This is a genomic window from Sporosarcina ureae (assembly GCF_002101375.1).
Lineage (GTDB): Bacteria > Bacillota > Bacilli > Bacillales_A > Planococcaceae > Sporosarcina > Sporosarcina ureae_B.
The window spans coordinates 3,157,488-3,183,058 of the sequence record NZ_CP015207.1 but is presented as its reverse complement, the minus strand read 5'-3'; the positions used below and the strand labels follow the sequence as shown (position 1 = coordinate 3,183,058).

Genomic DNA, 25,571 nt, shown 5'->3' with positions numbered 1-25,571 from the left:
TTTGTACAGTTTACATCATTACCCCATTTACTTCAACTCGCGCATCATTTGAAGCGCGGATCAATCACAGGAACAACAAAATACCAATAGATGACTCCCCAAATTATGGCCATCGCAACAATCGATATGAAAAGAATAATATTTTTCTTTTTCATCAGAAACTCTCCTCCCGATCTGATTGCAACGGAAGGTCCAATTTAATGATGTCTTCGTAAGTTTCGCGTCTTACTACCAACTGATATTGCCCTTTTTCCGCAAACACAACGGCAGGTCGAGGCAGTCGGTTATAATTGCTAGCCATGGAGTACGTGTAAGCTCCTGTACAAAAGACGGCTAGTAAATCACCGTTTTTCACTTTGGGCAAATTGGCTTTTTCAATTAATTTATCGCCTGACTCACAGCACTTCCCTGCGACTGTCCATTGCTGGTCATGTGGTTCGTTCATCCGGTTAGCAAGTGCACTAGAATAGTGGGCGTCATATAAAGCCGGGCGAATATTATCTGACATACCGCCATCTACTGCTACGTATGTACGGACACCCGGCACAACTTTCGTACTGCCAGCAGAATAAATAGTCGTTCCTGCATCTCCTACGAGCGAGCGGCCGGGTTCAATCCAAATTTCAGGAATCGGATACTCATATTCCTCTGCCATCTTTTTCACTACATCTGCCATTTCCTCTACATAGACAGCTGGCTCAAGTGGCGTATCTTCTTCCGTATAGCGTATACCAAATCCTCCGCCTAAATTTAAGACAGGGCAGATAAATTGATAATTCTTTCGCCATTCAACCATTCTTTCCATCAGCACTTCTGCTGCGTATTTGAATGCATCGGTTTCAAAAATCTGTGAGCCTATATGACAATGCATGCCGAGGAAATGAATATATCCATGATCATGCAAAGCAAGAAACGCTTGATTCGTTTGGCCATTTTTTAAATCAAAACCAAATTTTGAATCTTCTTGGCCTGTCGTAATATAATCATGTGTATGTGCTTCAATACCCGGTGTTACTCGGATTAAGACATTCATCGATTGCTTTCGCTCATCCGCAATTTCTTTGATGATATCGATCTCCAAGAAATTGTCGACCACGATGCATCCGATGTTTTCTTCAAATGCGTATACTATTTCTTCTCTGCTTTTATTATTGCCATGGAAATGAATACGCTCGCGCGGGAATCCTGCTGCTACAGCCGTATATAATTCCCCACCTGAAACCACATCTAGAGACAACCCTTGTTGTTCTGCCAACTGATACATTGCGATTGAAGAAAAGGCTTTACTCGCATAAGCAACTTGTGCTTTAATATCTTTTTTTTCAAACGTTTCTTTAAATGCCTGCGCACGCTCTTTGAATAGCTCTGTATCATAGACCATGACTGGTGTTCCGTATTGTTTAGCCAATTCTGAAACGTCCACTCCACCGATTGTCAGATGACCGTTTCCATTCACTGCCTGTGTTCCATAAAGATGCATGTCCCATACCCCTCCCGAATTCTCTCAGATAACTTTATCACAAGAAGGCGGAAAGTAGCAACGACATGCAGAATATCTAACTAGTCCTATGACATCCTATCACGGTTCGGCGATTCGGTGATAAACGGCCGTGGATCGTCGATTGTCATAGGGAAACGAATCAATACACGCAACAAAGCTTTCGGGAAGAATGGTGTGAACGGCCACAAATATGGCACATTCATCGGCTTTAACGAACACAAATAATAGTAAATTAAAGCAAGTGCTATGAAAAAGCCTGGGGCCCCTAGTAACGCAGTGGCAACTAATAAGAAAACCCTGAACACTTTTGTCGTAATACTTAATTCAAATGACGGAATGGCAAATGTTAAAATGGCACTAACCGCCACATACAGTACAACTTCTGAAGAGAACAAGCCTACGTCAATCGCCACTTGCCCAATGACAATAGCAGCAACGAGTCCCATCGCGGTCGACAGTGGTGTAGGAGTATGGATTGCAGCCATTCGCAACACTTCTATACCGACGTCAGCTATTAACAATTGGACAAATAACGGAACTTCTCCCCAATCATTCGGACCAATATACTTAATTGCTTCCGGAACGAATTGTTTTTCGACTGACATCAAATACCAAAACGGCAACATCACTAAACTAAAAAAAGTCCCTATGAAGCGTACCATCCGGATGAAAGTCCCAATCAAAGGTGCTTGTCTATATTCTTCTGCATGTTGTAGGTGATGCACAAGCGTAACAGGCACTAAAATGACGGAAGGAGATGTATCGACGATGATCGCAATATGGCCCTCGAGTAAATGCGCGGCACAAATATCGGCGCGTTCCGTATACCGAACAAACGGCATCGGATGAAATCCTTGTTTAAACAGAAATTCCTCGAGTGATTTATCGGTCATCGTCAAGCCATCTGTTTTCAATGCATCCAGTCGCTCTCGCACAAAATTCAAATGCTCTTCATTAGCAGCACCTTTCATAAAGGCAATGGCTATGTCCGTTTTACCTTTTACTGATGTCTCGTGCATTTCAAATCGTAGTTCCGTTGTGCGTAAACGCCTTCGAATTAATGCAGTGTTCGTCAAGATATTTTCCGTAAAACCATCCCTTGAACCTCGTATAACTTTTTCAGTATCAGGCTCTTCAGGATTTCTACCGGGGTATGATCGTACATCAAGCGCGAATGTGAAACCATCTTTCATAATGAATACAGCTAACCCACTTAAAATCACTTTTGCGAGTTGATCTTCATCCTTTACGATTTCCAGCGAATGATACGGAAAATAATCCATCAATGCGCGGTCAATGTTTTCAATAGGTTCACTTGTATATAGATCATTACGATATTGCATTTCCGTCAATAAGGTTGTTAAGACCTCTCCATCCACTAAACCGTTCATATACAGAAGAAGTATTTCTTTATCCCATAGGTGGATCAACCGTTTAGTCGCATCAAATGTTTCGTCTTCGCCAAACTGGTTGATGAACCACCTTTCCCCTTCTCGTATGGACGTAAATAGTGTATCGGTCAAATTACGGTCTCCTCGCCTTCTCGAGCGCATCTTCGGCATCTGCGCCCATCCATGTTTTCATTTGAGCTAGTATTTTCTTTTCCAACCGTGATACTTGAACTTGTGATATTCCGATTCGTTTCGCAATATCACTTTGTGTGTAATCTAAATAATAGCGCATATAAATGATTGTCTGATCACGTTTATTCAACCGTGTAATGACATCTCGTAACGGAATATGATCGAATACCCTCTCTGATCTATCGTCTCGAAGTTGATCCATTAACGTTAAGCTATCCCCATCACTCTCATACAATTGTTCATGTAGCGAGGCGGGATCACGGAGCGCATCTGAAGCTAGAATAATATCTTCTTGTTTCACTTCTAATATTTCCGCCATTTCCGAAATAGATGGTGAACGTCCGTTTTTCTTAAAGAAATCATCGGTTGCGTGACGAATTTTATAACTTAACTCACGAATGGTGCGTCCTACTTTCACCATTCCATCGTCACGTAAATAACGTTGTATTTCTCCGACGATCATCGGTACAGCATACGTTGAAAACTTCACCTCATAGGATAGATCGAACTTATCTATTGATTTCATCAAGCCAATGCAGCCTATTTGAAATAAATCTTCTAAATCCGCACCACGCGAAGCGAAGCGTTGAACGATGGACCACACAAGTCTTGTATTGCCTTCTACCATCATTCGTCTAGCTTCTTTGTCACCCGCTTGTGATTCTTTGATGAGTTCTCGCATTTTTTCTTGTGACAATAGAGCGTGTTGCTTCTCAACAGATGCTTCCATATGTCACCTCATTCTACTTACTTCTGTGACTGGAGAAAAATTCTTCTCAAATGTCACGATTGTCCCATTTCCAAGGGTAGAATCTACACGGATACCGTCCGAGAAACTTTCCATGATCGTAAAGCCCATACCGGAGCGCTCCATTTGTGGTTTGGTCGTAAACATCGGCTCCATTGCTTGCTCAATGTCGAAGATACCCATTCCCTCATCTGTTACCGTCATTTTTACTGTGCGGTCGTCAATCGTTGCATGGATCTTCACCATACTTTTACCATCGCATTCGTAACCGTGGATAATCGCATTCGTAACAGCTTCCGAAACAATTGTTTTAAATTCCGAAAGTTCTTCCAGTGTCGGATCCAATGGTGCGATAAAACAGGTGAGTGCCATTCTGGCAAGTGCTTCATTTTGTTCTATCGCTAGAAACGACAAGGTCATTTCATTTTTCATGTACAACCCCTCCGATTTCGTCGATTGCTTCTTCGACTGTACATATTCTGACGACATCACCAAGACCTGCAAATTGGAATAATTTCTGCATTGTCGGAGATGGATTCAATATGAGTGTTTCTCCGTTTACGGGTACTAGATCACGCATTCTTCCAAGAATAAGTCCGATTCCTGCGCTGTCCATGAAGCCTAGTTGGTAGAGGTCCCAGATGATTGCACGCGTCTTTCCCGTGAATATAGCAGTAGATACTTCTTCTCTAATTTGATTGGCTTCGTGGTTATCGAGTTCCCCTGCTAGCGTGATTAAGACAATGCCATTTTCCAGTTGTGTAATAGTTGCCATGTGTAGATACGCCTCCTTCATGAAGGCATTGTCGCACATTTAGAACGGCTATCCTTTAGTTTTGACAAAACTAGTCAGCTGTCCCTAAAACTTCTTAAGTTGTGACAGAAATTAAACGGGCTGGAAAGATATCTTTAATCGACGTTCCACGCGACATCTTCCAGGCGGCCTACAGCAGTCGGGCTGAACTTCTCTGAAGAACTCTCCCGAAGATACGCGTTAGCCTAGCATCGGATTCATAGCTAGTCACTCCCTCGCTCCTTACCCGAGCTACACAAGAGTATGTACAGTTGCATTTGTTTTTACACATGAACGACAAAAAAGCCATGTGCTCTGAAGGGAGCCAATTTCTTGGCATGCTTCAGGTACATGGCTTTTATTCATTACAAGGAATGTATAAGCGGTGGTGCTGCTATTTTTTCCTTTGAAATATGCATATGAGTTTGCAGCAGTTGGATCGAATCATCCACTTGTTCTGTGTTTGCATGGAGAATAGCGAGTGCCTCTCCCTTTTTTACAAAGTCCCCTATTTTCTTGCGCAGCACAATCCCGACCGCGAGATCAATGACGTCTTCTTTTGTTGCACGACCCGCTCCAAGATGCATAGCGGCAACACCTATTTCATCGGCATCGATTTTGGATACATAGCCGCTTTCAATAGCGGGAACTTCAATTTGATACTGTGCTTGCGGCAATAGATTTGTATTCTCAATGACTTTTTCGTTGCCGCCTTGTGCTTTGATTAACTCACCGAACAAACGCAGTGCGTCACCGTTTTCTACGACATTCTGTAGTTGTTTGCGTGCGTCTTCTTCAGTTTCTGCTTTGTTCGCTGCCAGCAACATCTTGCTACCAAGAACTAAACACAGCTCCGTTAGATCGGCTGGACCTTTTCCTCGCAGTGTTTCAATCGCTTCTTTTACTTCCAGAGCATTACCTATCGCAAGTCCTAGGGGTTGGTTCATATCCGAAATAATAGCACTTGTGTTTCTTCCAACTTCATTGCCGATCGCCGTCATGGCATCTGCCAATCGCTTTGAGTCTTCCAATGTTTTCATGAAAGCTCCTGCGCCTGTCTTGACGTCTAGTACGATAGCATCTGCGCCCGCCGCCAACTTTTTACTCATAATTGAGCTTGCAATCAGTGGAATGCTGTTGACGGTCGCTGTGACATCCCTTAACGCATATAGTTTTTTATCAGCTGGTGTCAAATTGCCACTTTGGCCGATTACAGCGATTTTCAAATCATTGACCTGTTGAATAAATCGTTCGGTAGAAATCTCTACGTGGAAGCCTTCAATTGCTTCTAGCTTATCAAGTGTGCCCCCTGTATGGCCTAGTCCCCGGCCACTCATTTTAGCAACTGGTACACCGCATGCTGCGACAAGTGGCGCCAAAATAAGTGTCGTAGTATCACCTACTCCGCCTGTTGAGTGTTTGTCTACCTTCACTCCTTCAATTGCAGATAAATCGATTTGATCGCCAGACTCCGCCATGGCCATCGTTAAGTAGCCTTGTTCTTCTGTAGTCATACCCTTAAAGTAAATGGCCATCAAGAAAGCACTCGCCTGATAATCTGGGATTGAGCCCTCCGTATAACCCGTCACAAAAAACTCGATCTGTTCTTTGTTTAGTTCCTTTCCGTCTCGCTTGTTTTCAATGATATCCACCATTCGCAGCATAAAATTAATCCTCCTTAACTAATGCAGACAAGAAACTTTCACCATGTTCAGGTTTATCTACTTGGAAATTTTCTGCAATCGTCGCCCCGACATCAGAGAATGTTTTACGGATGGGCAATTGCCCTGCTCCTTTGTTGGAAGGAGAGTAGACGAGTAACGGTACATATTCTCTTGTATGATCCGTACCCTCATGAACTGGATCATTTCCATGGTCCGCTGTGATGATCAGTAAATCGTCCGGTTGCATTGCATCCATAATTTCAGGCAAACGTGCATCAAATTCTTCAAGTGCATTACCGTAACCAATCGGATCGCGACGATGACCATATAATGCATCGAAGTCTACTAGATTAACGAAACTAAGGCCTTCAAATTCTTTTTTCATCACCGAGACAAGCTGATCTACACCATCCATGTTCCCTGTTGTACGAACTGCTTCAGTCACCCCTTCACCATTGTAAATATCCGCAATTTTACCGATGGCGAAAACGTCATAGCCTTTATCTTGCAATTCATTCATTACCGTTTTACCAAATGGCTTCAATGCATAATCATGACGGTTTGTAGTCCGTGTGAAGGTACCCGGTTCCCCAACAAATGGACGCGCAATCACACGACCGACTAAGAATTCAGGTTGCAATGTAAGTTCTCTTGCGATTTCACAAATTCGATATTGCTCTTCAATTGGAATAATTTCTTCATGTGCTGCAATTTGCAGGACAGGGTCGCCAGACGTGTAAACGATGAGAGCTCCTGTGTTCATATGCTCTTCACCTAGTTCATCGATAATTTCCGTACCGCTTGCCGGTTTATTTCCGATAACTTTTCTACCCGTTTTTAATTCCAATTCATCTATAAGTTCTTTGGGAAAACCATTCGGATACACTTTAAATGCATCATCGATACGCAAGCCCATGATTTCCCAATGCCCTGTCATCGTATCTTTACCGACAGATGCTTCTTGCATCTTTGTGTAATATCCTTGTGCTTCTTTTTGTGGTGCGAGACCTTTAATTGGTGCAATATTCGCAAGACCGAGACGTTCCAAATTCGGTAGTTTCAATCCATCCATTTCTTCACCGATATGTCCAAGCGTATTAGATCCAACATCGCCAAAAGCTTCAGCATCAGGTGCTTCGCCAATCCCTACTGAGTCAAGTACGATTAAATGAATACGATTATAACGAAATTTCTCCATATGAAAACCTCCAGTAATAGTAGTTTACGCTCTAGGATGATATTGACTGTAGACATCTTTCAAGCGTTTTTTGCTGACATGCGTGTAGAGTTGCGTCGTGGAAATATCGGCATGTCCGAGCATTTCCTGAACTGCGCGCAAGTCTGCTCCATTTTCAATCAAATGTGTGGCGAATGAGTGGCGCAATAAATGCGGTGAAATGACTTTCTGAATTCCCGCCTTCACTCCTGCCTCTTTCAAGATCTTCCAACATCCTTGTCTTGTCAGCCGTCTGCCATGCATGTTGAGGAACAACGCTTCAGTATCACTGATGAACTTAGGACGCCCTTCATTTAAATACAAAGTACAGGCATCGATTGCTGAACGTCCAAGTGGCACGATTCGTTCCTTACTGCCTTTTCCAAATACCCGCACAAACCCCATGGTCAAATGAAGATCGGCCAAATCAATCGCTATCAATTCACTTACCCTCATTCCAGTCCCGTATAACAATTCAAGCAATGCAATATCGCGCATACCTTGTGAAGTATGGCCATCAACGGCATGGATCAATCGTTCTATTTCAGGTATAGAGAGGACATCCGGCAGCTTTTGTTCAATTTTAGGCAATTCGATATGAATCGTGCAATCATGTGTCGTGATTTGTTCTCTTACTAAAAATTGATGGAACGAACGAATGGAGGAAATATGTCGGGAGAGGGTACGACTGGATTTACCACTATCTTTCAACTTCTGCAAGTATTGCAGAACCATCGTGCGTTCAATAGAATTAACTGTTTCTAAATTTAAACTTGCGATGTAACGTATATAGGCTGTCAGATCGCGTTGATACGACTTCACCGTATTTTGAGCCAATTGTCTTTCAACTGTTAAAAAGTGCACATAATCCTCCAATGCAAACTGTGCATCTTTCATAGACTTTCCTCCTTTCTTATGTAAAAAGTAAAAAAGGACAGCGCTTAGGCTATCCCATTGTCTTCCTGTTCTTTCTCTTCGTCTTTCGCTTTACAACGTTTACAAATTCCATGGAACGTCAGCCAATGATCTTTGACTGTAAAACCATACCGACCTTCTACGACTTTTTCTACTTCACCGAGTAAGTCTTCCTGAATTTCATCAACCGTTCCACATTCTAGACAAATTAAATGATGGTGGAACCGCGCAGCGCCTTCTTCTCGTAAATCATAACGCGCTACCCCATCGCCAAAATTAATTTTATCGACAACTTTTAGTTCAGTTAATAATTCTAATGTACGATATACAGTCGCCAGACCGATATCTGGAGCCTTTTCTTTTACTAGCAAAAATACATCTTCTGCACTTAAATGGTCTTCTTCATTTTCCAGAAGAACTGCTACAGTCGCTTCACGCTGAGGCGTCAACTTGTAGCTGGCCCCGTGCAATTGCTTCTTAATTCGTTCTATTCGGCTTTCCATACGACGCCCCCCTCAAATTGTTTCCATTATACCAAACTGTCGTTCCAGATGACAATAGAAAGGAAAGGTTCAGTTCATTATAGTGTGTAGTGGATATTACTTTATAAAATGAAAGATCGCTAGTTCCAGTATCTGCGTGATCAACAATAGAGCAATCAATGGTGGCACTGCAGTTAATGGACGATTTTTCTTACTAGCCGGTGGAGCAAAAAATGGCGGGTTCAACACTGAACATAAAATCAGGAACAACAAACAGCTGATCAATTGAAATGGGAACCACCAAATCGTATAGGATACCAACTTTAAGCCTGTCGACAATAAATAGGTGGATGACAAACCAAAAAAAGCACATTTAATCGCTCCGAGAAACATAGTGATAAAACGGACCCTTTTATATTTAGACAGAATGATGGCTAATAGAATAAAGCTCAACGTCACCACAACAGGTGACCACAAAGCCGCTTCAGATCCCTTCACTACGCGTTGATCATATAAACCGATGATCTGCTCTAGCGACGTGACAGGCCACTCCCTGAATAGTAAAGCCCCTCCTATATAACTGATTGCGAGTATAACGAATAAATAGACAAAAGACAATGATCGAGCCATAAATAGGACACCTCCGCATCGTTTCTATAACATATGCTTGTCCGTCCAGAAATAGCTCAATCCTTTATAGGTTTTTTACATACCAGACAGCCGCAACTGTCTTCGCATCATAAATCCGTTCATTCGCAATTAACTCCTCTGCCTCTTCAACAGTTACTTCCAGCACTTCAATGAATTCATCTTCATCTCCTATAGCAGGTTGTTCCACTTTCTCAAGATCTTTTGCTATGTATAAGTGAATGATTTCATCCGCGAAACCTGGAGAAGTCGAGAATGTCTGCAAATATTCGAATGAATGTGCACGGTACGCTGTCTCTTCTTCCAGTTCACGAATCGCCGTTAGCTTAGGTTCTTCGCCCGGTTCAATCTTGCCTGCCGGTATTTCTAGCATCGTTCGTTCCAAAGGCTTTCTGTACTGTTCAACTAACACGATTTTTTTATCTTCAGTCAATGCGATAATCGCCACGGCTCCTGGATGTTTTACTAATTCTCTTTTTGCTAGTTTTCCATCAGGCAATTCTACTTCGTCTACTTGTACCGAAATGATTTTACCTGTAAAGATCTGTTCTGTTGAGAGGGTTCTTTCTTCAAACTTCATCCAGCACTCAACCCTTTCCATTGGTTTTATAGCCCGCTTTCATTGTACCATGAAACGAAAGGAGTGAGGCACATGAAGAAGCGTATAATAGGTTCTAGTAGTTTACTTGTTTCCGAAATTGGACTAGGTTGCATGTCATTACCGACTGAACTTGAATCGGCTCGTTCCGTACTTGATGAAGCAGTAGATCATGGTATCAACTACTTCGATACAGCAGATCTTTACGATAAAGGAACAAACGAAGAACTTATAGGAAAAGTATTGAAAGAAAAACGTCAAGATTTGATCATCGCGACGAAAGCCGGTAACAAGTGGCAGGGAGAAGATTCCTGGATATGGGATTCTTCAAAAGCCCATATTATGGACGCTGTAAAACAAAGTTTACGACGTTTACAACTCGAACATATCGACTTGTACCAACTTCACGGTGGTACGATGGAAGATGATGTGGAAGAAACAATTGAAGCATTTGACACATTAAAAAAAGAAGGCATCATACGTGAATATGGTATCTCAAGTATCCGCCCCACTGTAATCGAACGTTTTCTGAGTACTAGCCAAGCAGTTTCCGTCATGATGCAGTACAACTTGCTGGATCGCCGTCCTGAAGAATACTTTTCTTTGATTGCTGAAAAAGGTGCATCTGTTGTCGCTAGAGGGACGTTGGCAAAGGGTTTACTTACGAATGAAGGCGTGGAGCGTGCGAAGAATTTGAATGGCTTTGTATCTTATTCACAGTTTGAATTACAGCAGACAGTTCAGACACTTTCTAATGAAACGATTGACTTACAAGCATATGCCATTGCCTTTGTACTTAAAGAGCCCGCTGTAGCATCGGCTTTGATTGGTTCCAGAACACAAGAGCAACTTCGAGAGTCATTAAAAGCTTATGACTCGCCAATAGATTCACAATTGCTGACGATTTTAACAAACAAAACAGAGCCACATCAATATGAACAACATCGCGTGTAATATAAGAAAAAGAGCAACCGCATTTTTTGCAGGTTGCTCTTTTTCTTATTTATGATTAGCTGTTGCACTAACTAAGACAGAAGATGGTCCTTCCTTAACGCTAAGTGGCATAGCTTCCGCTTGATGTGCTTGTTGGACAGCTTGCTTCTTTTTTGAAGGAAGCATATTGAAAATGATATTCAAGAAGATTGCCGTGATACTTCCGAGTACAATCCCATTACTCGTTAGGATCTGTACACTTTCAGGTAATTCCTTAAATAGATCCGGTACAACTGAAACACCAAGACCAATGCCGATGGAACACGCTACAATCATTGCGTTATCTTGGGTTTTGGAAATAACAGGACTCAACATTTTAATTCCTTGCGAAACCACCATTCCGAACATCGCAACCATAGCCCCTCCAAGGACTGCCGGTGGGATAATGGTTGCAAGAGCCGCTATTTTCGGCAAGAACCCTAAAGAAATCAACATAATCGCGGTCACGAATATCACACGACGTGACTTCACACCAGATAATTGCATTAAACCCACGTTTTGTGAAAATGTCGTGTAAGGAAATGCATTGAAAATACCGCCAATAACGGAAGCCAATCCTTCTGCACGATAGCCTTTTTCCAACATTTTTTTGTCGATTTCTTCTTCACAAATATCACCAAGCGCAAAGTATACTCCAGTAGATTCTACAAGTGACACCATTGCCACCAACGTCATAATGGCGATCGGCAGTAGATGGAATGTAGGAGTGGCTAAATAAAACGGCATCACCATATGGACATAAGAAGCATCTTGTACATTGGAGAAATCTACGATACCCAGGAATATCGCTGCAATCGTACCACCAACTAAACCTAACAAAATAGCGATAGACTGCATAAAACCTGAAGTGAATCGGAACAGTAAGACAATGAATAATAACGTGCCAAATGAGAGTAAAACATTTGTCATCGATCCAAAATCTTCAGCACCTTGTCCACCGCCCATATTATTGATCGCAACAGGAATCAATGTAATTCCAATAATAGTTACGACTGAACCGGTAACGATTGGAGGGAAGAATTTCACGAGACTCCCAAAGAAGCGACTAATGAAGAAAATGATTACGCCTGAAGCAATAACCGCTCCGTAAATAGCGGAAATTCCATAGTCATTGCCTATTAAAATCATGGGACCTACAGCTGTGAATGTACACCCAAGAACCACGGGTAGACCAACGCCAAAATATTTATTACGTGAAATTTGCAACAACGTAGCGATACCACACATTAAAATATCAATTGAAACAAGATATGTCAGTTGTGTAGGAGTTAACCCAATAGCATTCCCCACAATGAGTGGTACCAATACTGCGCCAGCATACATAGCAAGTAAATGCTGAAAACCTAGCAGTGTTGTTTTCATCAGTTATTTTCCTCCCCAACAAATTGAACTTCACCGTTATTCAGTGACTGAAGCTCCGCTAGCGACTCTAAACGTACGCCTTCTTTACGAATCAAATCCCCGCCTGGCTGGAAGCACTTTTCAATGACAATGCCAACACCTGCGATAGTGGCACCTGCTTGTTTTGCGATATCTATGAGTCCTAGTGCAGCTTGTCCATTGGCAAGGAAATCATCGATGAGCAATACCGTATCTTCATTTGAAATAAAATCTTTAGAAACAGAAATATCATTCGATTCTTTCTTAGTGAAAGAATATACTTTCGCGGAGTATAAATGATCCGTCAATGTAAGTGATTTACGCTTTCTGGCAAACACTACCGGAACGCCCAATATCATTCCCGCCATTGTAGCTGGAGCAATACCTGAAGATTCAATCGTGATGATCTTTGTGATATTTTGATCGCTGAATCGTCTAACAAACTCTCTTCCGATTTCTTGCATCAGTAATGGATCAATTTGATGATTCAAGAACGAATCCACTTTCAGTACCTCTTCCGATAATACATTACCTTCTTGTCGAATCTTATTTTTTAGCAACTCCACGCTGTTGTGCTCCCTTCATTTTTCCGAATAAAAAAAGCGTATATGCCATACTCCCATATAACAACTATGAGAGAGCGGCATGTACGCTTTTAAAAATGAAAAAGCAATTCCTCTGTCGAACGACAAAGAAAGCTGCTTTTCATTCTCCCCATAGGCGGTCTATTTCCGGTAGACCGGTAGAAACTTACGGGCCATATCCCCGTGATTATATGAGTCTTATTTAACTGAATGCTAACAGTATAGCACGATTCGACAAATTTTCAATATGAATATTTACCAATTAGTTTGATAGTTTTAGGCCAGCAATCTTCTGGACATATTCTGGACAAAAAGTTGGGTTAGATTGGGATAAAGCATAATTTCAAAAGAGAGTGCAAAGGATTGAAGCGCCCCCTCCTTAGTGCCAATCCCTTACCCAAACAGTAGGGAGGAAAGATAAATCACTACGCCTACTGTAAAGCTGCTAGCTACGGTGTTGAACAAGACGATTTGGGCTGCTAGCTCGGGCTCAACATCGTATTCCAATGCTAGCGTGGAGCTATTTCGCGAAGTTGGAAACGAGCTGGCAATCCAGAGTGATTGTGCCGTTACACCTTCTATCCCTAGTAATAAAATCAACAACAACGCCACGGTGGGTGAGATAATGAGTCGACCGATAGCGCTTAAGTAGATCAAACGGTTCCACAGTGTCTTCACTTTAATCTGCGCTAACTGCGCGCCAAGTGTAATGAGCGCGATGGCGATAAAAGCATCCGATAAATGACTGATTGGCAACTCGATAAACTGTGGCAACTGGATATCTGCCAAGTTAAGCAAAGCACCTAGCCACAAAGCATGGATAATTGGCATTCGAAGGAACTGTTTCACAATATCTTTCCCGGACTGCGTGGAAGATACGAGATTATACAATCCATATGAATACGTCAGTAAGTTCTGATAGACGATCAAAACGATCTGAATAGACACCCCGAGTGGATTCTCATGAAAGACTAGCTGACTGACAGGTAATCCATAGTTTCCTGAGTTAATTAGAACAATACTGTTTTTCATTACGGCGGTCTGCTGGCGATTCAAACGCAAGAGCTTACTAAATACATGGCCAGTAAGTATTAAAGTGGTCGTAAATAATAGTACAAATATGAATACGTCAAGTAGGATGTCTATATCAATGACAGTATGATATAAGTTCATGAACACGGCAGCGGGTATTAAACAGTATGTCAGAATATTCCCCAATTCCTTAACATTAAAAGTAAATTTTATTTGTAAAGAAACGCCTATTGCTAATAAAATAAGCATCGGTGTGATAACATTTACAAAGACTATGAGTAAGTACTCCACAAAGGAATCTCCTTTCTGCTGTTTCAGCTACATACTTCTCAGAACAATCTTCAAGGAATACAGGAGGCTTCATAATGGAAAAAGAACGACCAAGTAAACATCTACATTTCCCTAAAAGTCAGTGGGTGTTATTAGCGGGTATTTTATTTTTAGCCGCTACCATCCGTTCCCCACTCACTTCTGTCGGACCTATTATCGGAAACATTCGCGATCAACTGCAAATTTCTAATTCGTTGGCCGGATTTCTGACTACAATCCCATTACTGGCATTTGCCATTGTATCACCTTTTACACCTCGCCTTGCGAAACGGTTTGGCATGTCACGAACGCTTTTCTATGCGATGATTATTTTACTGTTAGGCATCATCATGCGTTCTGTCGGCAATAGTATATTGCTACTGATTGGTACATTTTTAATTGGGGTAGGAATCGCTTTTGCAAACGTCCTATTGCCAAGTCTTCTTAAACTGAGCTTCCCCTTACATATCGGATTGATGACGGGTCTGTACTCAGTATCTATGAGTATATCTGCAACACTCGCTTCTGGTATCGCTTCTCCCATCGCCAATGAAACAGTATATGGCTGGCAAGGTGCGTTAGGCATTTGGGGAGTCATTACATTGTTAGCCATTATCGTATGGATTCCTCAGATACGTAAAAAGAAAGAAGTCATCAAAACAGCTCAGAAAAACATGAAGACAAAACCTGCTCTCCCTATTTGGCGTTCGCCACTAGCCTGGAGCATCACGATTTTCATGGGACTGCAATCGTTCCTATTTTATACGACAGCTTCATGGATTCCAGTTGTGTTGCAAACCAATGGCATGACTGCTGATGCTGCTGGATGGATGTTAGCGCTTGTCCAACTTGCACAATTGCCTATGATGTTCATCATACCAGTCGTTGCGGATAAAGTACGCGATCAACGTATCCTTGTCGTAGCTGTTTTCGCCTGTTATTTAATTGGCTACGGTGGCGTACAGTTTGGAAGCGAAGCTCTGACTGCACTTTGGATGATTTTCATCGGTCTGGGTGGCGGTTCAGCATTCGGACTAGCTATGATGTTCTTCACTTTACGTACGAATACACCAGACCAAGCGGCTTCAATTTCCGGAATGGCGCAGTCGATTGGCTACTTACTAGCGTCTGTTGGTCCTGTGTTGTTCGGTATTCTACATGACTTTACTGGTTCATGGACAGCACCACTGTATACCTTCATAGTGGTCGCAACTATTCTATTTATCAGTGGAATGTACGCAGGGAAAAAGCGTTATATTTCGCTTGAACCCAAACAGAATGAGTCGTAATGAAAAGTGCATTTTAACAAAAATAAAACGAAGAACCCCAATTCACAATGGAATTGGGGTTCTTCGTTTTATTTTAATAGTGGTTGCAACCCGTTGATCTGCGCTGCAGCCGGACGCGTTCTGGAGGGACAGAGTCGCCGGCTTCCGCTCCGATCAACTAAGCTAAGACCTCAAACAATATTATAGTGATAGGTAAGCCTTTGAAGTGATCGCCAGCTTTTCCCCACTTCACACCGTACGTGAAATTTTCACTTCATACAGCGTTCCAACTATTCCAATTCGATTCAATCATCAACATTTTCTGCGCCTCAACTCTTCCGTTTCAATAAGTCGGTGCCTTCCGTGAAAGGTGAACCTCTATTAGTCTTACAAGAACCTTATTAACCGATAAAGACTTGTCTAACATGATTGAATGAACCTTTTATTAGTCTAGTGGCTATCCCTTCACGTTCATTATTACGATAATATTCTTTTGGGATTGCAATTAATATGTATCTCCATTCCGATTGTCCAGACCAATATTCTCTTTTAAATCGACCTATATAATTAGTTTGCAGATTTAAATCGGATGTTTTTCTTCCACATTTATTACAGATGTTCTTATCTATTTTTCCAACAGTTGGGTTAATTAAGTCATCATCTTTAGTATAGGTTACTGGTATAAGCTGTGAAGAATACGGTGGAGATATGCATACATCATTTTCCGTCATTATTTTATTACTTGGTAACGGAATACCATTCTCATCTAAATCAAAATTGAATAGATTTGTTGAAATTCCAATTCTAACTCCATAGTAATGATATAAAATGTCTGCCATCTATTTTCTAACTTGGCAATTCTTACTGTTATCTCAAGAGTGAACATTCACATATCTATCCATTTTTATTAAATAGAAATACTGATTCTTTAAACGCGTTATTAACCAATCTGGCTCGTTTCTTGAACATTGAGCCTAAGCTTTTTACCATTCGTAAAGCAGATTTATTTCAATAGTAGTGAAAAAAAACAAATGGCACGGTTCATCCCAATGCCATTTGATGTTCTAATATGATTATAATTCGTTTATTAATTCAGCTTTTATCCTCTAGACTGAACAAGTTCATCTGAAATGCTCTTACTCATTTTTATATTTCTAATTCCGCAGAAATCGGACAATGATCACTGCCCATGATTTCTGAATGAATGGCTGTTGTTTTTAGAGCCGACTGAAGACGCTCTGAAATAATAATGTAATCGATGCGCCAACCAATATTACGTGCACGTACGTCGCGCATATACGACCACCAGGTATAACTCTCTTTTAGACCCGGATTCATAAAACGAAACGTATCAATGAATCCAGTGTCTAACAATCGCGTCATTTTCCCGCGTTCTTCATACGTGAATCCCGAATTGCCAATATTAGATTTAACGTTACGAATATCAATTTCTTCATGCGCTACGTTCAAATCTCCGCAATAAATGACGGGCTTGATGGCATTCAATGACTGTAAATGCTCAAGTAAATCATCTTCCCATGCCAGTCGAAATGATAATCGCGCTAAGTCCCGCTGTGAATTGGGCGTATAACAATTGACGAGAAAGAATTCTTCAAATTCTAGCGTCAGCACTCGTCCCTCTGCTTCATGGTCCAGATCATTCAATCCATTACGTACAGAAAGAGGTGTTTTCTTCGTAAAGACCGCCGTACCTGAATATCCTTTTTTCTCTGCATAGTTCCAGTAGGATTCATACCCTTCAAAAGAAAGGTCAATTTGTCCTTCTTGACATTTGATCTCCTGTATACAGAATATATCTGCCTGTACTTGTTCAAAAAAGTCACTGAAACCTTTTTTTACACAGGCTCTAATACCGTTCACGTTCCAAGACACTACTTTCAATTTTACACAACCTGTCTATATTAATTACCGTTAAAACTCACTGCCAATTTTGCTGCAAGTTCAGCGTTTGACTTCACCAATGCAATATTGGCCTCCAGACTTTTACCGCCTGTCATTTCCTGAACCTTTTTTAACATATGAGGTGTGAGGTTCTTTCCGCTAATGCCCATTTGTTCTGCTTCTTTAAGTGCATCTGAAACCAATCCATCCATATAGTCCTGATCCATTGCATATTCTTCAGGAATTGGATTAGCGATAATCGCACTCCCCTCCAAGCCTAAATTCCATTTGACACGCAACATTTCTGCGATCATGTCGATTTCATCCACTCGGTAGTCTACATGATGTGTACTGCTTCTTGTGTAAAAGGCAGGAAAAATATCTGTTTGATACCCCATTACCGGCACACCTTTTGTTTCCAAATACTCAAGTGTTTTACCGATATCCAAAATAGATTTTGCTCCTGAACAAACAACTGCTACACTTGTACGGGCAAACTCTTCAAGATCCGCAGAAATATCCATCGTTTGTTCCACACCTCTATGCACACCACCAATGGCCCCAGTCGTGAATACACGGATCCTCGCCAAGTCAGCAAAGAACATCGATGCGGCAACCGTCGTTGCACCAGGTTTCTTAGTAGCAATTAAGTAACTGATATCGCGTCTAGATGCTTTGACAACACCTTTGCTGTCCCCGAACCGTTCCAACTCTTCATCAGTTAGCCCTATTTTTATTTTTCCGTCCATAATTGCAATCGTCGCCGGGACCGCGCCATGATCACGCACAATCTGTTGAACTTCACGTGCAGCTTTCACATTCTCAGGATATGGCATACCGTACGTAATAATTGTGGATTCCAATGCGACTAGCGGCTTGCCGTATTTCATCGCTTCTTTCACTTCTTCTGAATACGAAACATATCTTCTCATTATGAATCTTCCCCTTTACCGTTCAATTGCTATATATTCATAATAATCATTATACGCTCTTTATTCAATGTTCATCGACAATTATTTGGTTAATAGAGTAGTGTTCTAAGTCCCATCCAGTCTCTTGGCCTAGCACTAGCTGGGATAACAGCTTGCCAAGAAGAGGTCCTACTGTTAAACCAGATGAACCAAGACCATTCGCAACCCAAACTTGCGGATGATCAGGTAATCGACCAATGACCGGCATAAAATTCGGTGTATGTGGACGAATGCCCACACGGACTTCAGCCAATACTGCTTCGCTCAGTACAGGTGCAATGGGTAAAGTATTCGACAATACCTCCAGTATTCCACCTGCTGTCGGTTGAATATCGTAATCATCAGTATCTTCGTGTGTTGCACCCGCAACGAATCTGCCGGCTTGAAATGGCACGAGGTACTGAGTGCTCGGCGGCATGATGACTGGCCATTCACCTGACGCTTCATGATTTGATTGTAAATGTAGGATTTGCGCTTTCTGTCCTGTTACTTGAAGTTTCTTACCAAATGACTCTGTAAATTCACTAGCCCATGCACCTGCCGCTATAATGATTTGATCTCCTTCAATAATTTGCCCATCCACCATAACACCACAGACTTTCCCTTCCTTTATGTACGGTATAGCGGAACCTTTTATATATTGCACTCCTCGTTTAACTGCCACACGTTCCAATGCACTAAGTAGTTGATCTCCTTCGACTTTTGCCGCACCAGAAATACGAACAGCTGCATATTCATCCGATAACACAGGAAAATAGCTAGCCGCCTGCTCTGTATCTAGTAATTCCACTTCTCCAATCTCGGGTGCATGTTCTTTTCTTTTATTCAATAACTCAACTTTCTTTTCCAAACGGTTTACATCAGTATGAATCGCCAAAGCACCCACTTTCTTATATCCTGTTTCCACCTCGCCCTGCTCTTCCAATGAACGAATGAATTCCGGATAATAGGCGGCTCCAGCTGACGCTAATGCATACCAAGCCTTATTGCGGCGCTGAGATGCCCATGGACAAATAATGCCCGCTGCGGCTTTTGTGGCCTGTCCAGGCTCCTGTCTGTCGATTAGAACGACTTCTGCATATTGCGTAGACAAATGATAAGCAGCAGAAGCACCAACGATTCCAGCACCTATAATCAATACTTTTTTCATAAAAATCTGCTCCTTTTTATACTAGTTTTTAAAATCGACAAACTTTTCACTTTATTTTTCCTGAAAAAGCAGTATAATTACACTATTCGGAATTGAAGTTTCGGAATATTCTATATCTTAAGGGGTTTTGATGATTATGACGAGATTACCTATGCACATTCAACTTGCACAAAATAAAAAAGAAAAGCCAGATCCTAGCTCTCTAGTCTTTGGAAAATCATTTACAGACCACATGCTCATTATAGACTATGAGGAAGGCAAAGGTTGGCATAATCATCGCATCACTCCTTACGCTCCTTTAACACTTGACCCAGCTGCAATCGTCTTACATTATGGACAAACGGTTTTCGAAGGAATGAAGGCGTATCGTTCAGAAGAAGGAACCATTCGCTTGTTCCGTCCAGATCAAAATATGAAACGCCTGAATTATTCACTCGATCGTCTATGTATGCCACGAATCGATGAGGAGAACGCATTGTACGCACTTAACCAGTTGCTGCAAATCGAGCAAGATTGGATTCCTACACTAGAAGGAACCTCATTATATATCCGCCCATTTGTCATTGCAACAGAAGCTTTCCTAGGTGTGGCACCAGCTAAAAATTATCAATTTTTCATGATTCTATCTCCTGTTGGCTCGTACTATAAAGAAGGGATTCATCCAGTGAAAATCCTCGTGGAAAATGAATTCGTCCGTGCTGCAAAAGGCGGAACGGGTAGCGCTAAAACTGCCGGTAACTACGCATCTGCTTTAAAGGCCCAGGAGACAGCAGACAAACAAGGGTACTCCCAAGTTCTATGGCTTGATAGCGTCGAGCGTAAATACGTTGAAGAAGTAGGTAGTATGAATATCTTCTTCAAAATCAATGGTGAAGTCATAACACCCGCGATCAACGGCAGTATTCTTGAGGGAATTACTCGAAAATCAATTTTACAGTTACTGAGACACTGGAATATGCCAGTTGTAGAGCGTCAAATCTCGATGGATGAAATCCGATCCGCCTATGAAAATGGAGAACTGGAAGAAGTATTCGGCACAGGTACAGCTGCTGTTATTTCTCCTGTTGGAGAACTGAATTGGGATGGGTATAAAATGATCATCGGTAACGGTCAAACGGGTGAACTATCTTCACTTCTTTATAACACGTTAACGAATATTCAAACAGGTAAAGAACGAGATCCATTTAATTGGGTATATGAAATTAAGAAACATGTAGCAAAGCTTGCTTAGACGATGAAAAGCCCGTGTTTTCCATTACTGGAAAGCACGGGCTTTTGTTTATATAGAGAGTAAAGCTGCATCATTCGTAAGTTGTTCTCCACGAATACGTTGAAATTCATCCATTAATTTCGCAATAGTTAAGTGCTGTTTCTGCTCTTCTTCCACCTCTAGTATAATTTGACCCTTATCCATCATTATTAAGCGATTGCCAAGGTCAAGTGCCTGTTGCATATTATGCGTTACCATCAACGTCGTTAGTTGATCTTTCTCAACTAAGCGTTTCGTTAAATCGGTAATCAGCTCTGCGCGGGATGGATCAAGTGCAGCCGTATGCTCATCTAACAACAAAATAGAAGGTTGCGTAAAAGTCGCCATCAACAATGACAACGCTTGACGTTCACCACCTGACAACAGTCCAACACTCGCTGTCATCCGATTCTCAAGATTCAAGTGCAATGTTTCAAGTGATGTACGGAATAAGTCCTTCCGTTTCTTATCTACTCCGCGGTGCAATGACCGTGGGCGGTTGCGAGAATACGCCATCGCTAAATTCTCTTCAATCGTCATTGTGGGTGCTGTACCTGACATCGGATCTTGGAATACTCGTCCAATCATTTTGGAACGTTTAAATTCCGCCAAACGTGTGACGTCTTTGTTATCGATATAAATAGAGCCAAAATCCGGTGTCAATGCGCCAGAAATCATATTCATCATGGTAGATTTCCCTGCCCCGTTACTACCTATGACGGTAACGAAATCACCCGGTTGTAAATGTAAGTTAATCTGGTCCAGCGCTACTTTCTCATCTGGAGTCGCTTCATTAAATACTTTATTGACTTGATCCAGTTTCAACAACGCTATGACCTCCTTTTGATGACTTTATCGCCATTCGTTCAGATTGTCTTTTCGCTTTACGTACTTTTTCCCGTCTCTTTTCGAGAATCTGCGGAATAATTAATGCCGCTATTACGATGACTGCAGTAATCAATTTCATATCACCTGAATCGAGAATTTTCACTTTTAACGACAGTCCAAGTACGATTCTGTAGATTACGGCACCAATAACCACGGCTAGTGTTGTACGGAAAATGGTTTTCGTCCCGAATATCGCTTCACCGATAATAACAGAAGCCAATCCGATGATGATCATGCCAATCCCCATACCGTTATCAGCGAATTTTCCATACTGTGCAATCAATGAACCTGAGAAAGCTACCAACGCATTAGAAATTCCTAATCCGAGAATAACGAGAGTATCTGTATTGGCAGAGAAACTGCGAATCATTTTTTTATTATCGCCAGTCGCGCGAATGGCCAAACCGACTTCGGTTTGCAAGAACCAGTCCGCTATGAATTTAATGATCACCACGACTAGAATCATCAGAACTACCGTTCCCCAAGTCGATGGTAAATGTTCCAAACCAAGTCCTGATAAGAAACCATTGATTGCTTCATCAATTCCAAGATTACTCCAGAAACCTTGGAACTTACTGAAAATCGTTTCTGAATTTAAAAGCGGAATATTCGGGCGGCCTACTGAATTTTCTGTAGTTAGTCCCATTATCCGAAGGTTTATCGAGTACAGAGCTATCATCATGAGGATTCCGGATAGGAGTGGATTGATTTTTCCTTTGGTATGTAATAAGCCTGTTATACATCCAGCAAAAAAGCCAACCAAGATCGCGGTAAGTGTTGCAACAAGTGGATGATAATCAAATACAATCATCGTAGCCGCTACTGCTGCGCCTGTTACAAAACTTCCGTCCACTGTTAAATCTGGAAAATCAAGCACCCGGAATGTTAGATACACTCCGAGTGCCATGATCGCATAGATGATACCCTGCTCAACTGAGCCAAATACAGCTGAAAACATGCAAGATCATCTCCTAATTTTATTTATTCTGCAATCTCGGCATTCCAATCATCTTGAATCTTCAAGCCGATTGCATCCGCAGTCTCTTTATTCATCACTAACTTCAAATTCTGTGGTAATTGAACAGGTAATGATTCAGGCGTTTCTTCACCCTTTAAAATCTTTACTGCCATTTCACCCGCTTCATACCCGATATCGTAGTACTCAAAACCGTATGCTCCAAGCCCTCCACGTTTCACAGAATCAAATTCACCCACCATCATTGGAATGTTATTGTCATTCGCAACCGAGATGACCGATTCTAGTGCTGATACTACTGTGTTATCCGTAATAATATAAAATGAATCTACTGAACCGATTAATGATTCAGCCGCTTGCTTTACGTCTGCAGAAGTCGCAACAGATGCTTCTACAACTTCCATATCCATGTCTGCAAGGATCTCTTTGACGTGGTCTACTTGTAAGCGAGAGTTTTGTTCTCCCGAGTTAAATATCATTCCAACTTTTTTCGCACCTAAGTTTTCTTTCAAGAATTTCATTGTGTTCGGAATTGCATCCGGATGATTATCAGTAGTGCCTGTAACATTTCCACCCGGCTCTTCATTAGATGCAACAAGTTCCGCAGCTACTGCATCCGTAACTGAAGTGAAGATGATCGGAATGTCTTGAGTCGCGCTAGCTGCCGCTTGTGCACTCGGTGTAGAGTTAGCAAATATTAAATCTACGCCCGCTCCCGCCAAGTTGTTCGCGATGGTTGAGTTAGAACTATTATCATTTTGCGCATTTTGCTTATCATATTCTACATTCAGCCCTGCATCTTCAATCGCCTTTTGGAATCCTTCAAACGCTGCATCCAAAGACGGGTGTTCAACAATTTGCGTTACACCAATTATGTATTTTTCCTCAGTGCTTGCTTTATCATTATTTTTATCATCTGCTCCAGGATCAGATGCCCCCTCTTTTCCACCACACGCGGCTAGAATGAGCACCATACTGAATAGTGCTGCTGCGTAAGTCACCCAACGTTTCTTCATTTAAATCCCCCTCAACTATTATCTATTACTCTTTCGATGTATTTAGAAAAGGTAATAATTATACGTAATCGTACCCTTTACTAAGTTATTCGTCAATGCATTATTCAATATTTTGCGTGAATTCTCACAAGTTAACCAATTATTCGATGCACTATTTCATACATTGCAAAAACTCGATTGAAAATGGCTCTATTTACGTAAAAAAATAGTGATGCGATTATTACATTCGCATCACTATTTTTGGTTATTTACTTAACTCATAATTCAGGAATCTCTTTGTACGCATTTCTTTCGGTGATTTGATTACTTCATCTGGAGTACCCGATTCAATGATCATTCCATCATCCATGAAGATCACTTGATTAGCGACATTGCTTGCAAACTCCATTTCATGTGTCACCACAATCATCGTCATATGCTCTTCTGCGAGATTTCTCATCACTTGCAATACTTCTTTCGTCAATTGTGGATCCAAAGCAGAAGTCGGTTCATCGAATAGTAAAATATCCGGATCCATCATCAACGCTCTGGCAATCGCTACCCGTTGTTTCTGACCACCTGAAAGTCTCGAAGGTAATTCATCAGCCTTTGAAGCTAGTCCCACTTTTTCTAGTAAATCGATACTTCTCAGCCCATAATCTTCGGCTTTTTCTTTCTTCACAAGTTTCGGTGCTAGTTCCAAGTTCTGTTTTACAGTTAAATGAGGAAAAAGGTTGAATTGTTGAAATACCATTCCCATTTTGGAGTTAATCATTTTACTATCGGTAGAATTTGTGTAAATGCCATCTTTAACTAGGTAATCTCCATCAACGATAATACTACCGCCACCGACTTGCTCCAATTGAATAAGACTTCTTAACATGGTACTCTTTCCAGATCCCGAAGGTCCGATAATTGCCATTACATCATTTTTTTGAACATCAAACGAAATATCCTTCAATACTTCCAATGGACCGAATGATTTCTGTAAGTTGCGTACTTCAATGAAAGACATAATTTCCACTCCTCATTCGTATTGCAGCTTTCTCTCTAAGTACTTGAAAATTACAGTCAACCCGAATGCAATCAGCAGGTAGATCGCTGCTGCAATGAAGAACGGAATGATTGTAAAGTCCCTGTTAACGACTGTTTGTGCATAGTGTAGAAGTTCAGGAACAGCTACCGCATATAAAAGCGCGGTATCTTTTACTAAAGATACCGATTCATTCGCAATAGGTGGTAGCGTAACACGAAACATCTGTGGTAGGATGACGCGCACAGTCGTTTGCCATTTCGATAATCCAAGTACTTGTGAAGCTTCATATTGTCCTTTATCGATGGAGATCAATCCACCTCGGAATATTTCAGCAAAGTATGCTGAATAGTTCAAAATGAACGCTAGTGTAGCTGCGACAAAACGGTCAAAAACTAAATACTCACCAATTACCGGCAGAAGTGGTAAACCAAATACAAAGAACAATAGCTGTAATAACAAAGGGGTCCCACGCATGACGTATATAAAAGTCTGCGCCAAATAAGAAATTGGTTTAATACTACTTCTTACGGCAAGTGTTAGCAAGAATCCAAGTGGAATAGATAAGACGATCGCCATAATAAATAATAGGACAGGCGCTTTAGCTCCTTCCAACATAGGAATCAGCATAGATATAAAATATTCATAACTCATTAGTAAATTCCTCCAAAAAACCATTCCAGGTTTTATGTA

26 protein-coding genes and 1 riboswitch are annotated in these 25,571 nt (G+C 41.4%); of the genes, 3 read left to right on the top strand and 23 right to left on the bottom strand.

Going from position 1 to position 25,571, the window contains the following annotated elements:
- Positions 1-154: 154 nt before the first annotated feature.
- The 11 genes from lysA to SporoP8_RS15480 all read right to left on the bottom strand — a co-directional run bounded on the left by lysA (position 155) and on the right by SporoP8_RS15480 (position 10,130).
- Entirely contained in the window at positions 155-1,480 is a 1,326-nt protein-coding gene (lysA, locus tag SporoP8_RS15530; protein ID WP_085133355.1) for a diaminopimelate decarboxylase, read from the bottom strand.
- 86 nt (positions 1,481-1,566) lie between these two features.
- Positions 1,567-3,024 carry a spore germination protein gene (locus SporoP8_RS15525; RefSeq protein ID WP_085133354.1) on the bottom strand — a complete coding sequence of 486 codons (1,458 nt, stop codon included), beginning with the start codon at positions 3,022-3,024 and terminating at the stop codon, positions 1,567-1,569.
- 1 nt (position 3,025) lies between these two features.
- The gene (locus SporoP8_RS15520; RefSeq protein ID WP_085133353.1) at positions 3,026-3,814 is read right to left on the bottom strand and encodes a SigF/SigG family RNA polymerase sporulation sigma factor; all 789 of its coding nucleotides are present in this window, start codon (positions 3,812-3,814) and stop codon (positions 3,026-3,028) included.
- A 3-nt stretch (positions 3,815-3,817) separates the two neighbouring features.
- The gene (gene spoIIAB / locus SporoP8_RS15515) at positions 3,818-4,264 is read right to left on the bottom strand and encodes an anti-sigma F factor (protein ID WP_085133352.1); all 447 of its coding nucleotides are present in this window, start codon (positions 4,262-4,264) and stop codon (positions 3,818-3,820) included.
- Positions 4,254-4,607 (bottom strand): STAS domain-containing protein, encoded by a 354-nt coding sequence (locus SporoP8_RS15510; RefSeq protein WP_232319169.1) that lies wholly within the window; start codon positions 4,605-4,607, stop codon positions 4,254-4,256. Before SporoP8_RS15510 ends, spoIIAB begins: the two co-directional genes overlap by 11 nt.
- Before the next feature lie 383 nt (positions 4,608-4,990).
- Complete coding sequence (locus tag SporoP8_RS15505) at positions 4,991-6,286, bottom strand: pyrimidine-nucleoside phosphorylase (protein ID WP_085133696.1); 1,296 nt, start codon at positions 6,284-6,286, stop codon at positions 4,991-4,993.
- Between the two features lie 7 nt (positions 6,287-6,293).
- Positions 6,294-7,487 (bottom strand): phosphopentomutase, encoded by a 1,194-nt coding sequence (gene deoB / locus SporoP8_RS15500; protein WP_085133350.1) that lies wholly within the window; start codon positions 7,485-7,487, stop codon positions 6,294-6,296.
- A gap of 24 nt (positions 7,488-7,511) precedes the next feature.
- Positions 7,512-8,402 (bottom strand): site-specific tyrosine recombinase XerD, encoded by an 891-nt coding sequence (xerD, locus tag SporoP8_RS15495; RefSeq protein ID WP_085133349.1) that lies wholly within the window; start codon positions 8,400-8,402, stop codon positions 7,512-7,514.
- A 44-nt stretch (positions 8,403-8,446) separates the two neighbouring features.
- The gene (locus tag SporoP8_RS15490) at positions 8,447-8,923 is read right to left on the bottom strand and encodes a ferric iron uptake transcriptional regulator (protein WP_085133348.1); all 477 of its coding nucleotides are present in this window, start codon (positions 8,921-8,923) and stop codon (positions 8,447-8,449) included.
- A gap of 96 nt (positions 8,924-9,019) precedes the next feature.
- Positions 9,020-9,532: a hypothetical protein gene (locus SporoP8_RS15485; RefSeq protein ID WP_085133347.1), complete on the bottom strand. Its 513-nt coding sequence runs from the start codon at positions 9,530-9,532 to the stop codon at positions 9,020-9,022.
- Between the two features lie 64 nt (positions 9,533-9,596).
- Positions 9,597-10,130 carry an NUDIX hydrolase gene (locus tag SporoP8_RS15480; protein ID WP_085133346.1) on the bottom strand — a complete coding sequence of 178 codons (534 nt, stop codon included), beginning with the start codon at positions 10,128-10,130 and terminating at the stop codon, positions 9,597-9,599.
- Positions 10,131-10,202: 72 nt separating this feature from the next.
- Between SporoP8_RS15480 and SporoP8_RS15475 the strand changes: the two genes are divergently transcribed.
- The gene (locus SporoP8_RS15475; RefSeq protein ID WP_085133345.1) at positions 10,203-11,102 is read left to right on the top strand and encodes an aldo/keto reductase; all 900 of its coding nucleotides are present in this window, start codon (positions 10,203-10,205) and stop codon (positions 11,100-11,102) included.
- A 45-nt stretch (positions 11,103-11,147) separates the two neighbouring features.
- On the opposite strand, the gene SporoP8_RS15470 is transcribed toward SporoP8_RS15475, so the two are convergent.
- From SporoP8_RS15470 to SporoP8_RS15460, 3 genes are all read right to left on the bottom strand, one after another.
- Positions 11,148-12,503: a nucleobase:cation symporter-2 family protein gene (locus tag SporoP8_RS15470; RefSeq protein WP_085133344.1), complete on the bottom strand. Its 1,356-nt coding sequence runs from the start codon at positions 12,501-12,503 to the stop codon at positions 11,148-11,150.
- On the bottom strand, positions 12,503-13,087 hold the full coding sequence (locus SporoP8_RS15465) for a xanthine phosphoribosyltransferase (RefSeq protein ID WP_085133342.1): 585 nt from the start codon (positions 13,085-13,087) through the stop codon (positions 12,503-12,505). The genes SporoP8_RS15470 and SporoP8_RS15465 overlap by 1 nt, the downstream gene beginning before the upstream one ends.
- A gap of 131 nt (positions 13,088-13,218) precedes the next feature.
- Positions 13,219-13,320, bottom strand: a riboswitch (purine riboswitch).
- Positions 13,321-13,498: 178 nt separating this feature from the next.
- On the bottom strand, positions 13,499-14,428 hold the full coding sequence (locus tag SporoP8_RS15460) for an AEC family transporter (protein WP_085133341.1): 930 nt from the start codon (positions 14,426-14,428) through the stop codon (positions 13,499-13,501).
- Positions 14,429-14,502: 74 nt separating this feature from the next.
- Between SporoP8_RS15460 and SporoP8_RS15455 the strand changes: the two genes are divergently transcribed.
- A complete protein-coding gene (locus SporoP8_RS15455; protein WP_085133340.1) occupies positions 14,503-15,735 on the top strand; it encodes a CynX/NimT family MFS transporter in 1,233 nt (410 codons plus the stop codon).
- Between the two features lie 380 nt (positions 15,736-16,115).
- Here the strand turns inward: SporoP8_RS15455 and SporoP8_RS15450 are convergent, their stop codons facing one another.
- From SporoP8_RS15450 to SporoP8_RS15435, 4 genes are all read right to left on the bottom strand, one after another.
- Entirely contained in the window at positions 16,116-16,553 is a 438-nt protein-coding gene (locus SporoP8_RS15450; protein WP_085133338.1) for a DUF2971 domain-containing protein, read from the bottom strand.
- A 307-nt stretch (positions 16,554-16,860) separates the two neighbouring features.
- On the bottom strand, positions 16,861-17,616 hold the full coding sequence (locus tag SporoP8_RS15445; protein ID WP_085133337.1) for an exodeoxyribonuclease III: 756 nt from the start codon (positions 17,614-17,616) through the stop codon (positions 16,861-16,863).
- 20 nt (positions 17,617-17,636) lie between these two features.
- Positions 17,637-18,548, bottom strand: coding sequence for a pseudouridine-5'-phosphate glycosidase (locus SporoP8_RS15440; protein WP_085133336.1), 912 nt, complete (start codon positions 18,546-18,548; stop codon positions 17,637-17,639).
- Positions 18,549-18,612: 64 nt separating this feature from the next.
- A complete protein-coding gene (locus SporoP8_RS15435) occupies positions 18,613-19,737 on the bottom strand; it encodes an NAD(P)/FAD-dependent oxidoreductase (RefSeq protein ID WP_085133335.1) in 1,125 nt (374 codons plus the stop codon).
- 130 nt (positions 19,738-19,867) lie between these two features.
- Here SporoP8_RS15435 and SporoP8_RS15430 point away from each other — a divergent pair, with 130 nt between their 5' ends.
- On the top strand, positions 19,868-20,968 hold the full coding sequence (locus SporoP8_RS15430) for a branched-chain amino acid aminotransferase (protein ID WP_369822333.1): 1,101 nt from the start codon (positions 19,868-19,870) through the stop codon (positions 20,966-20,968).
- Positions 20,969-21,016: 48 nt separating this feature from the next.
- On the opposite strand, the gene SporoP8_RS15425 is transcribed toward SporoP8_RS15430, so the two are convergent.
- The 5 genes from SporoP8_RS15425 to SporoP8_RS15405 all read right to left on the bottom strand — a co-directional run bounded on the left by SporoP8_RS15425 (position 21,017) and on the right by SporoP8_RS15405 (position 25,532).
- Entirely contained in the window at positions 21,017-21,814 is a 798-nt protein-coding gene (locus SporoP8_RS15425) for an ABC transporter ATP-binding protein (protein ID WP_085133334.1), read from the bottom strand.
- Positions 21,789-22,832 carry an ABC transporter permease gene (locus tag SporoP8_RS15420; protein WP_085133333.1) on the bottom strand — a complete coding sequence of 348 codons (1,044 nt, stop codon included), beginning with the start codon at positions 22,830-22,832 and terminating at the stop codon, positions 21,789-21,791. Before SporoP8_RS15420 ends, SporoP8_RS15425 begins: the two co-directional genes overlap by 26 nt.
- 23 nt (positions 22,833-22,855) lie before the next feature.
- On the bottom strand, positions 22,856-23,866 hold the full coding sequence (locus SporoP8_RS15415; RefSeq protein WP_085133332.1) for an ABC transporter substrate-binding protein: 1,011 nt from the start codon (positions 23,864-23,866) through the stop codon (positions 22,856-22,858).
- 244 nt (positions 23,867-24,110) lie between these two features.
- Positions 24,111-24,860 carry an amino acid ABC transporter ATP-binding protein gene (locus SporoP8_RS15410; protein WP_085133331.1) on the bottom strand — a complete coding sequence of 250 codons (750 nt, stop codon included), beginning with the start codon at positions 24,858-24,860 and terminating at the stop codon, positions 24,111-24,113.
- Positions 24,861-24,872: 12 nt separating this feature from the next.
- Complete coding sequence (locus tag SporoP8_RS15405; protein WP_085133330.1) at positions 24,873-25,532, bottom strand: amino acid ABC transporter permease; 660 nt, start codon at positions 25,530-25,532, stop codon at positions 24,873-24,875.
- Positions 25,533-25,571: the final 39 nt, after the last annotated feature.

Coding starts and splice junctions, on each gene's coding strand:
- SporoP8_RS15485 (WP_085133347.1), bottom strand. CDS start 9,532: ATGGCTCGATCATTGTCTTTTGTCTATTTATTCGTTATACTCGCAATC.
- deoB (WP_085133350.1), bottom strand. CDS start 7,487: ATGGAGAAATTTCGTTATAATCGTATTCATTTAATCGTACTTGACTCA.
- SporoP8_RS15440 (WP_085133336.1), bottom strand. CDS start 18,548: ATGAGAAGATATGTTTCGTATTCAGAAGAAGTGAAAGAAGCGATGAAA.
- SporoP8_RS15435 (WP_085133335.1), bottom strand. CDS start 19,737: ATGAAAAAAGTATTGATTATAGGTGCTGGAATCGTTGGTGCTTCTGCT.
- SporoP8_RS15450 (WP_085133338.1), bottom strand. CDS start 16,553: ATGGCAGACATTTTATATCATTACTATGGAGTTAGAATTGGAATTTCA.
- SporoP8_RS15415 (WP_085133332.1), bottom strand. CDS start 23,866: ATGAAGAAACGTTGGGTGACTTACGCAGCAGCACTATTCAGTATGGTG.
- SporoP8_RS15490 (WP_085133348.1), bottom strand. CDS start 8,923: ATGGAAAGCCGAATAGAACGAATTAAGAAGCAATTGCACGGGGCCAGC.
- xerD (WP_085133349.1), bottom strand. CDS start 8,402: ATGAAAGATGCACAGTTTGCATTGGAGGATTATGTGCACTTTTTAACA.
- SporoP8_RS15420 (WP_085133333.1), bottom strand. CDS start 22,832: ATGTTTTCAGCTGTATTTGGCTCAGTTGAGCAGGGTATCATCTATGCG.
- SporoP8_RS15405 (WP_085133330.1), bottom strand. CDS start 25,532: ATGAGTTATGAATATTTTATATCTATGCTGATTCCTATGTTGGAAGGA.
- SporoP8_RS15480 (WP_085133346.1), bottom strand. CDS start 10,130: ATGAAGTTTGAAGAAAGAACCCTCTCAACAGAACAGATCTTTACAGGT.
- SporoP8_RS15510 (WP_232319169.1), bottom strand. CDS start 4,607: ATGGCAACTATTACACAACTGGAAAATGGCATTGTCTTAATCACGCTA.
- SporoP8_RS15470 (WP_085133344.1), bottom strand. CDS start 12,503: ATGAAAACAACACTGCTAGGTTTTCAGCATTTACTTGCTATGTATGCT.
- SporoP8_RS15520 (WP_085133353.1), bottom strand. CDS start 3,814: ATGGAAGCATCTGTTGAGAAGCAACACGCTCTATTGTCACAAGAAAAA.
- SporoP8_RS15475 (WP_085133345.1), top strand. CDS start 10,203: ATGAAGAAGCGTATAATAGGTTCTAGTAGTTTACTTGTTTCCGAAATT.
- spoIIAB (WP_085133352.1), bottom strand. CDS start 4,264: ATGAAAAATGAAATGACCTTGTCGTTTCTAGCGATAGAACAAAATGAA.
- lysA (WP_085133355.1), bottom strand. CDS start 1,480: ATGCATCTTTATGGAACACAGGCAGTGAATGGAAACGGTCATCTGACA.
- SporoP8_RS15430 (WP_369822333.1), top strand. CDS start 19,868: ATGATTATGACGAGATTACCTATGCACATTCAACTTGCACAAAATAAA.
- SporoP8_RS15455 (WP_085133340.1), top strand. CDS start 14,503: ATGGAAAAAGAACGACCAAGTAAACATCTACATTTCCCTAAAAGTCAG.
- SporoP8_RS15410 (WP_085133331.1), bottom strand. CDS start 24,860: ATGTCTTTCATTGAAGTACGCAACTTACAGAAATCATTCGGTCCATTG.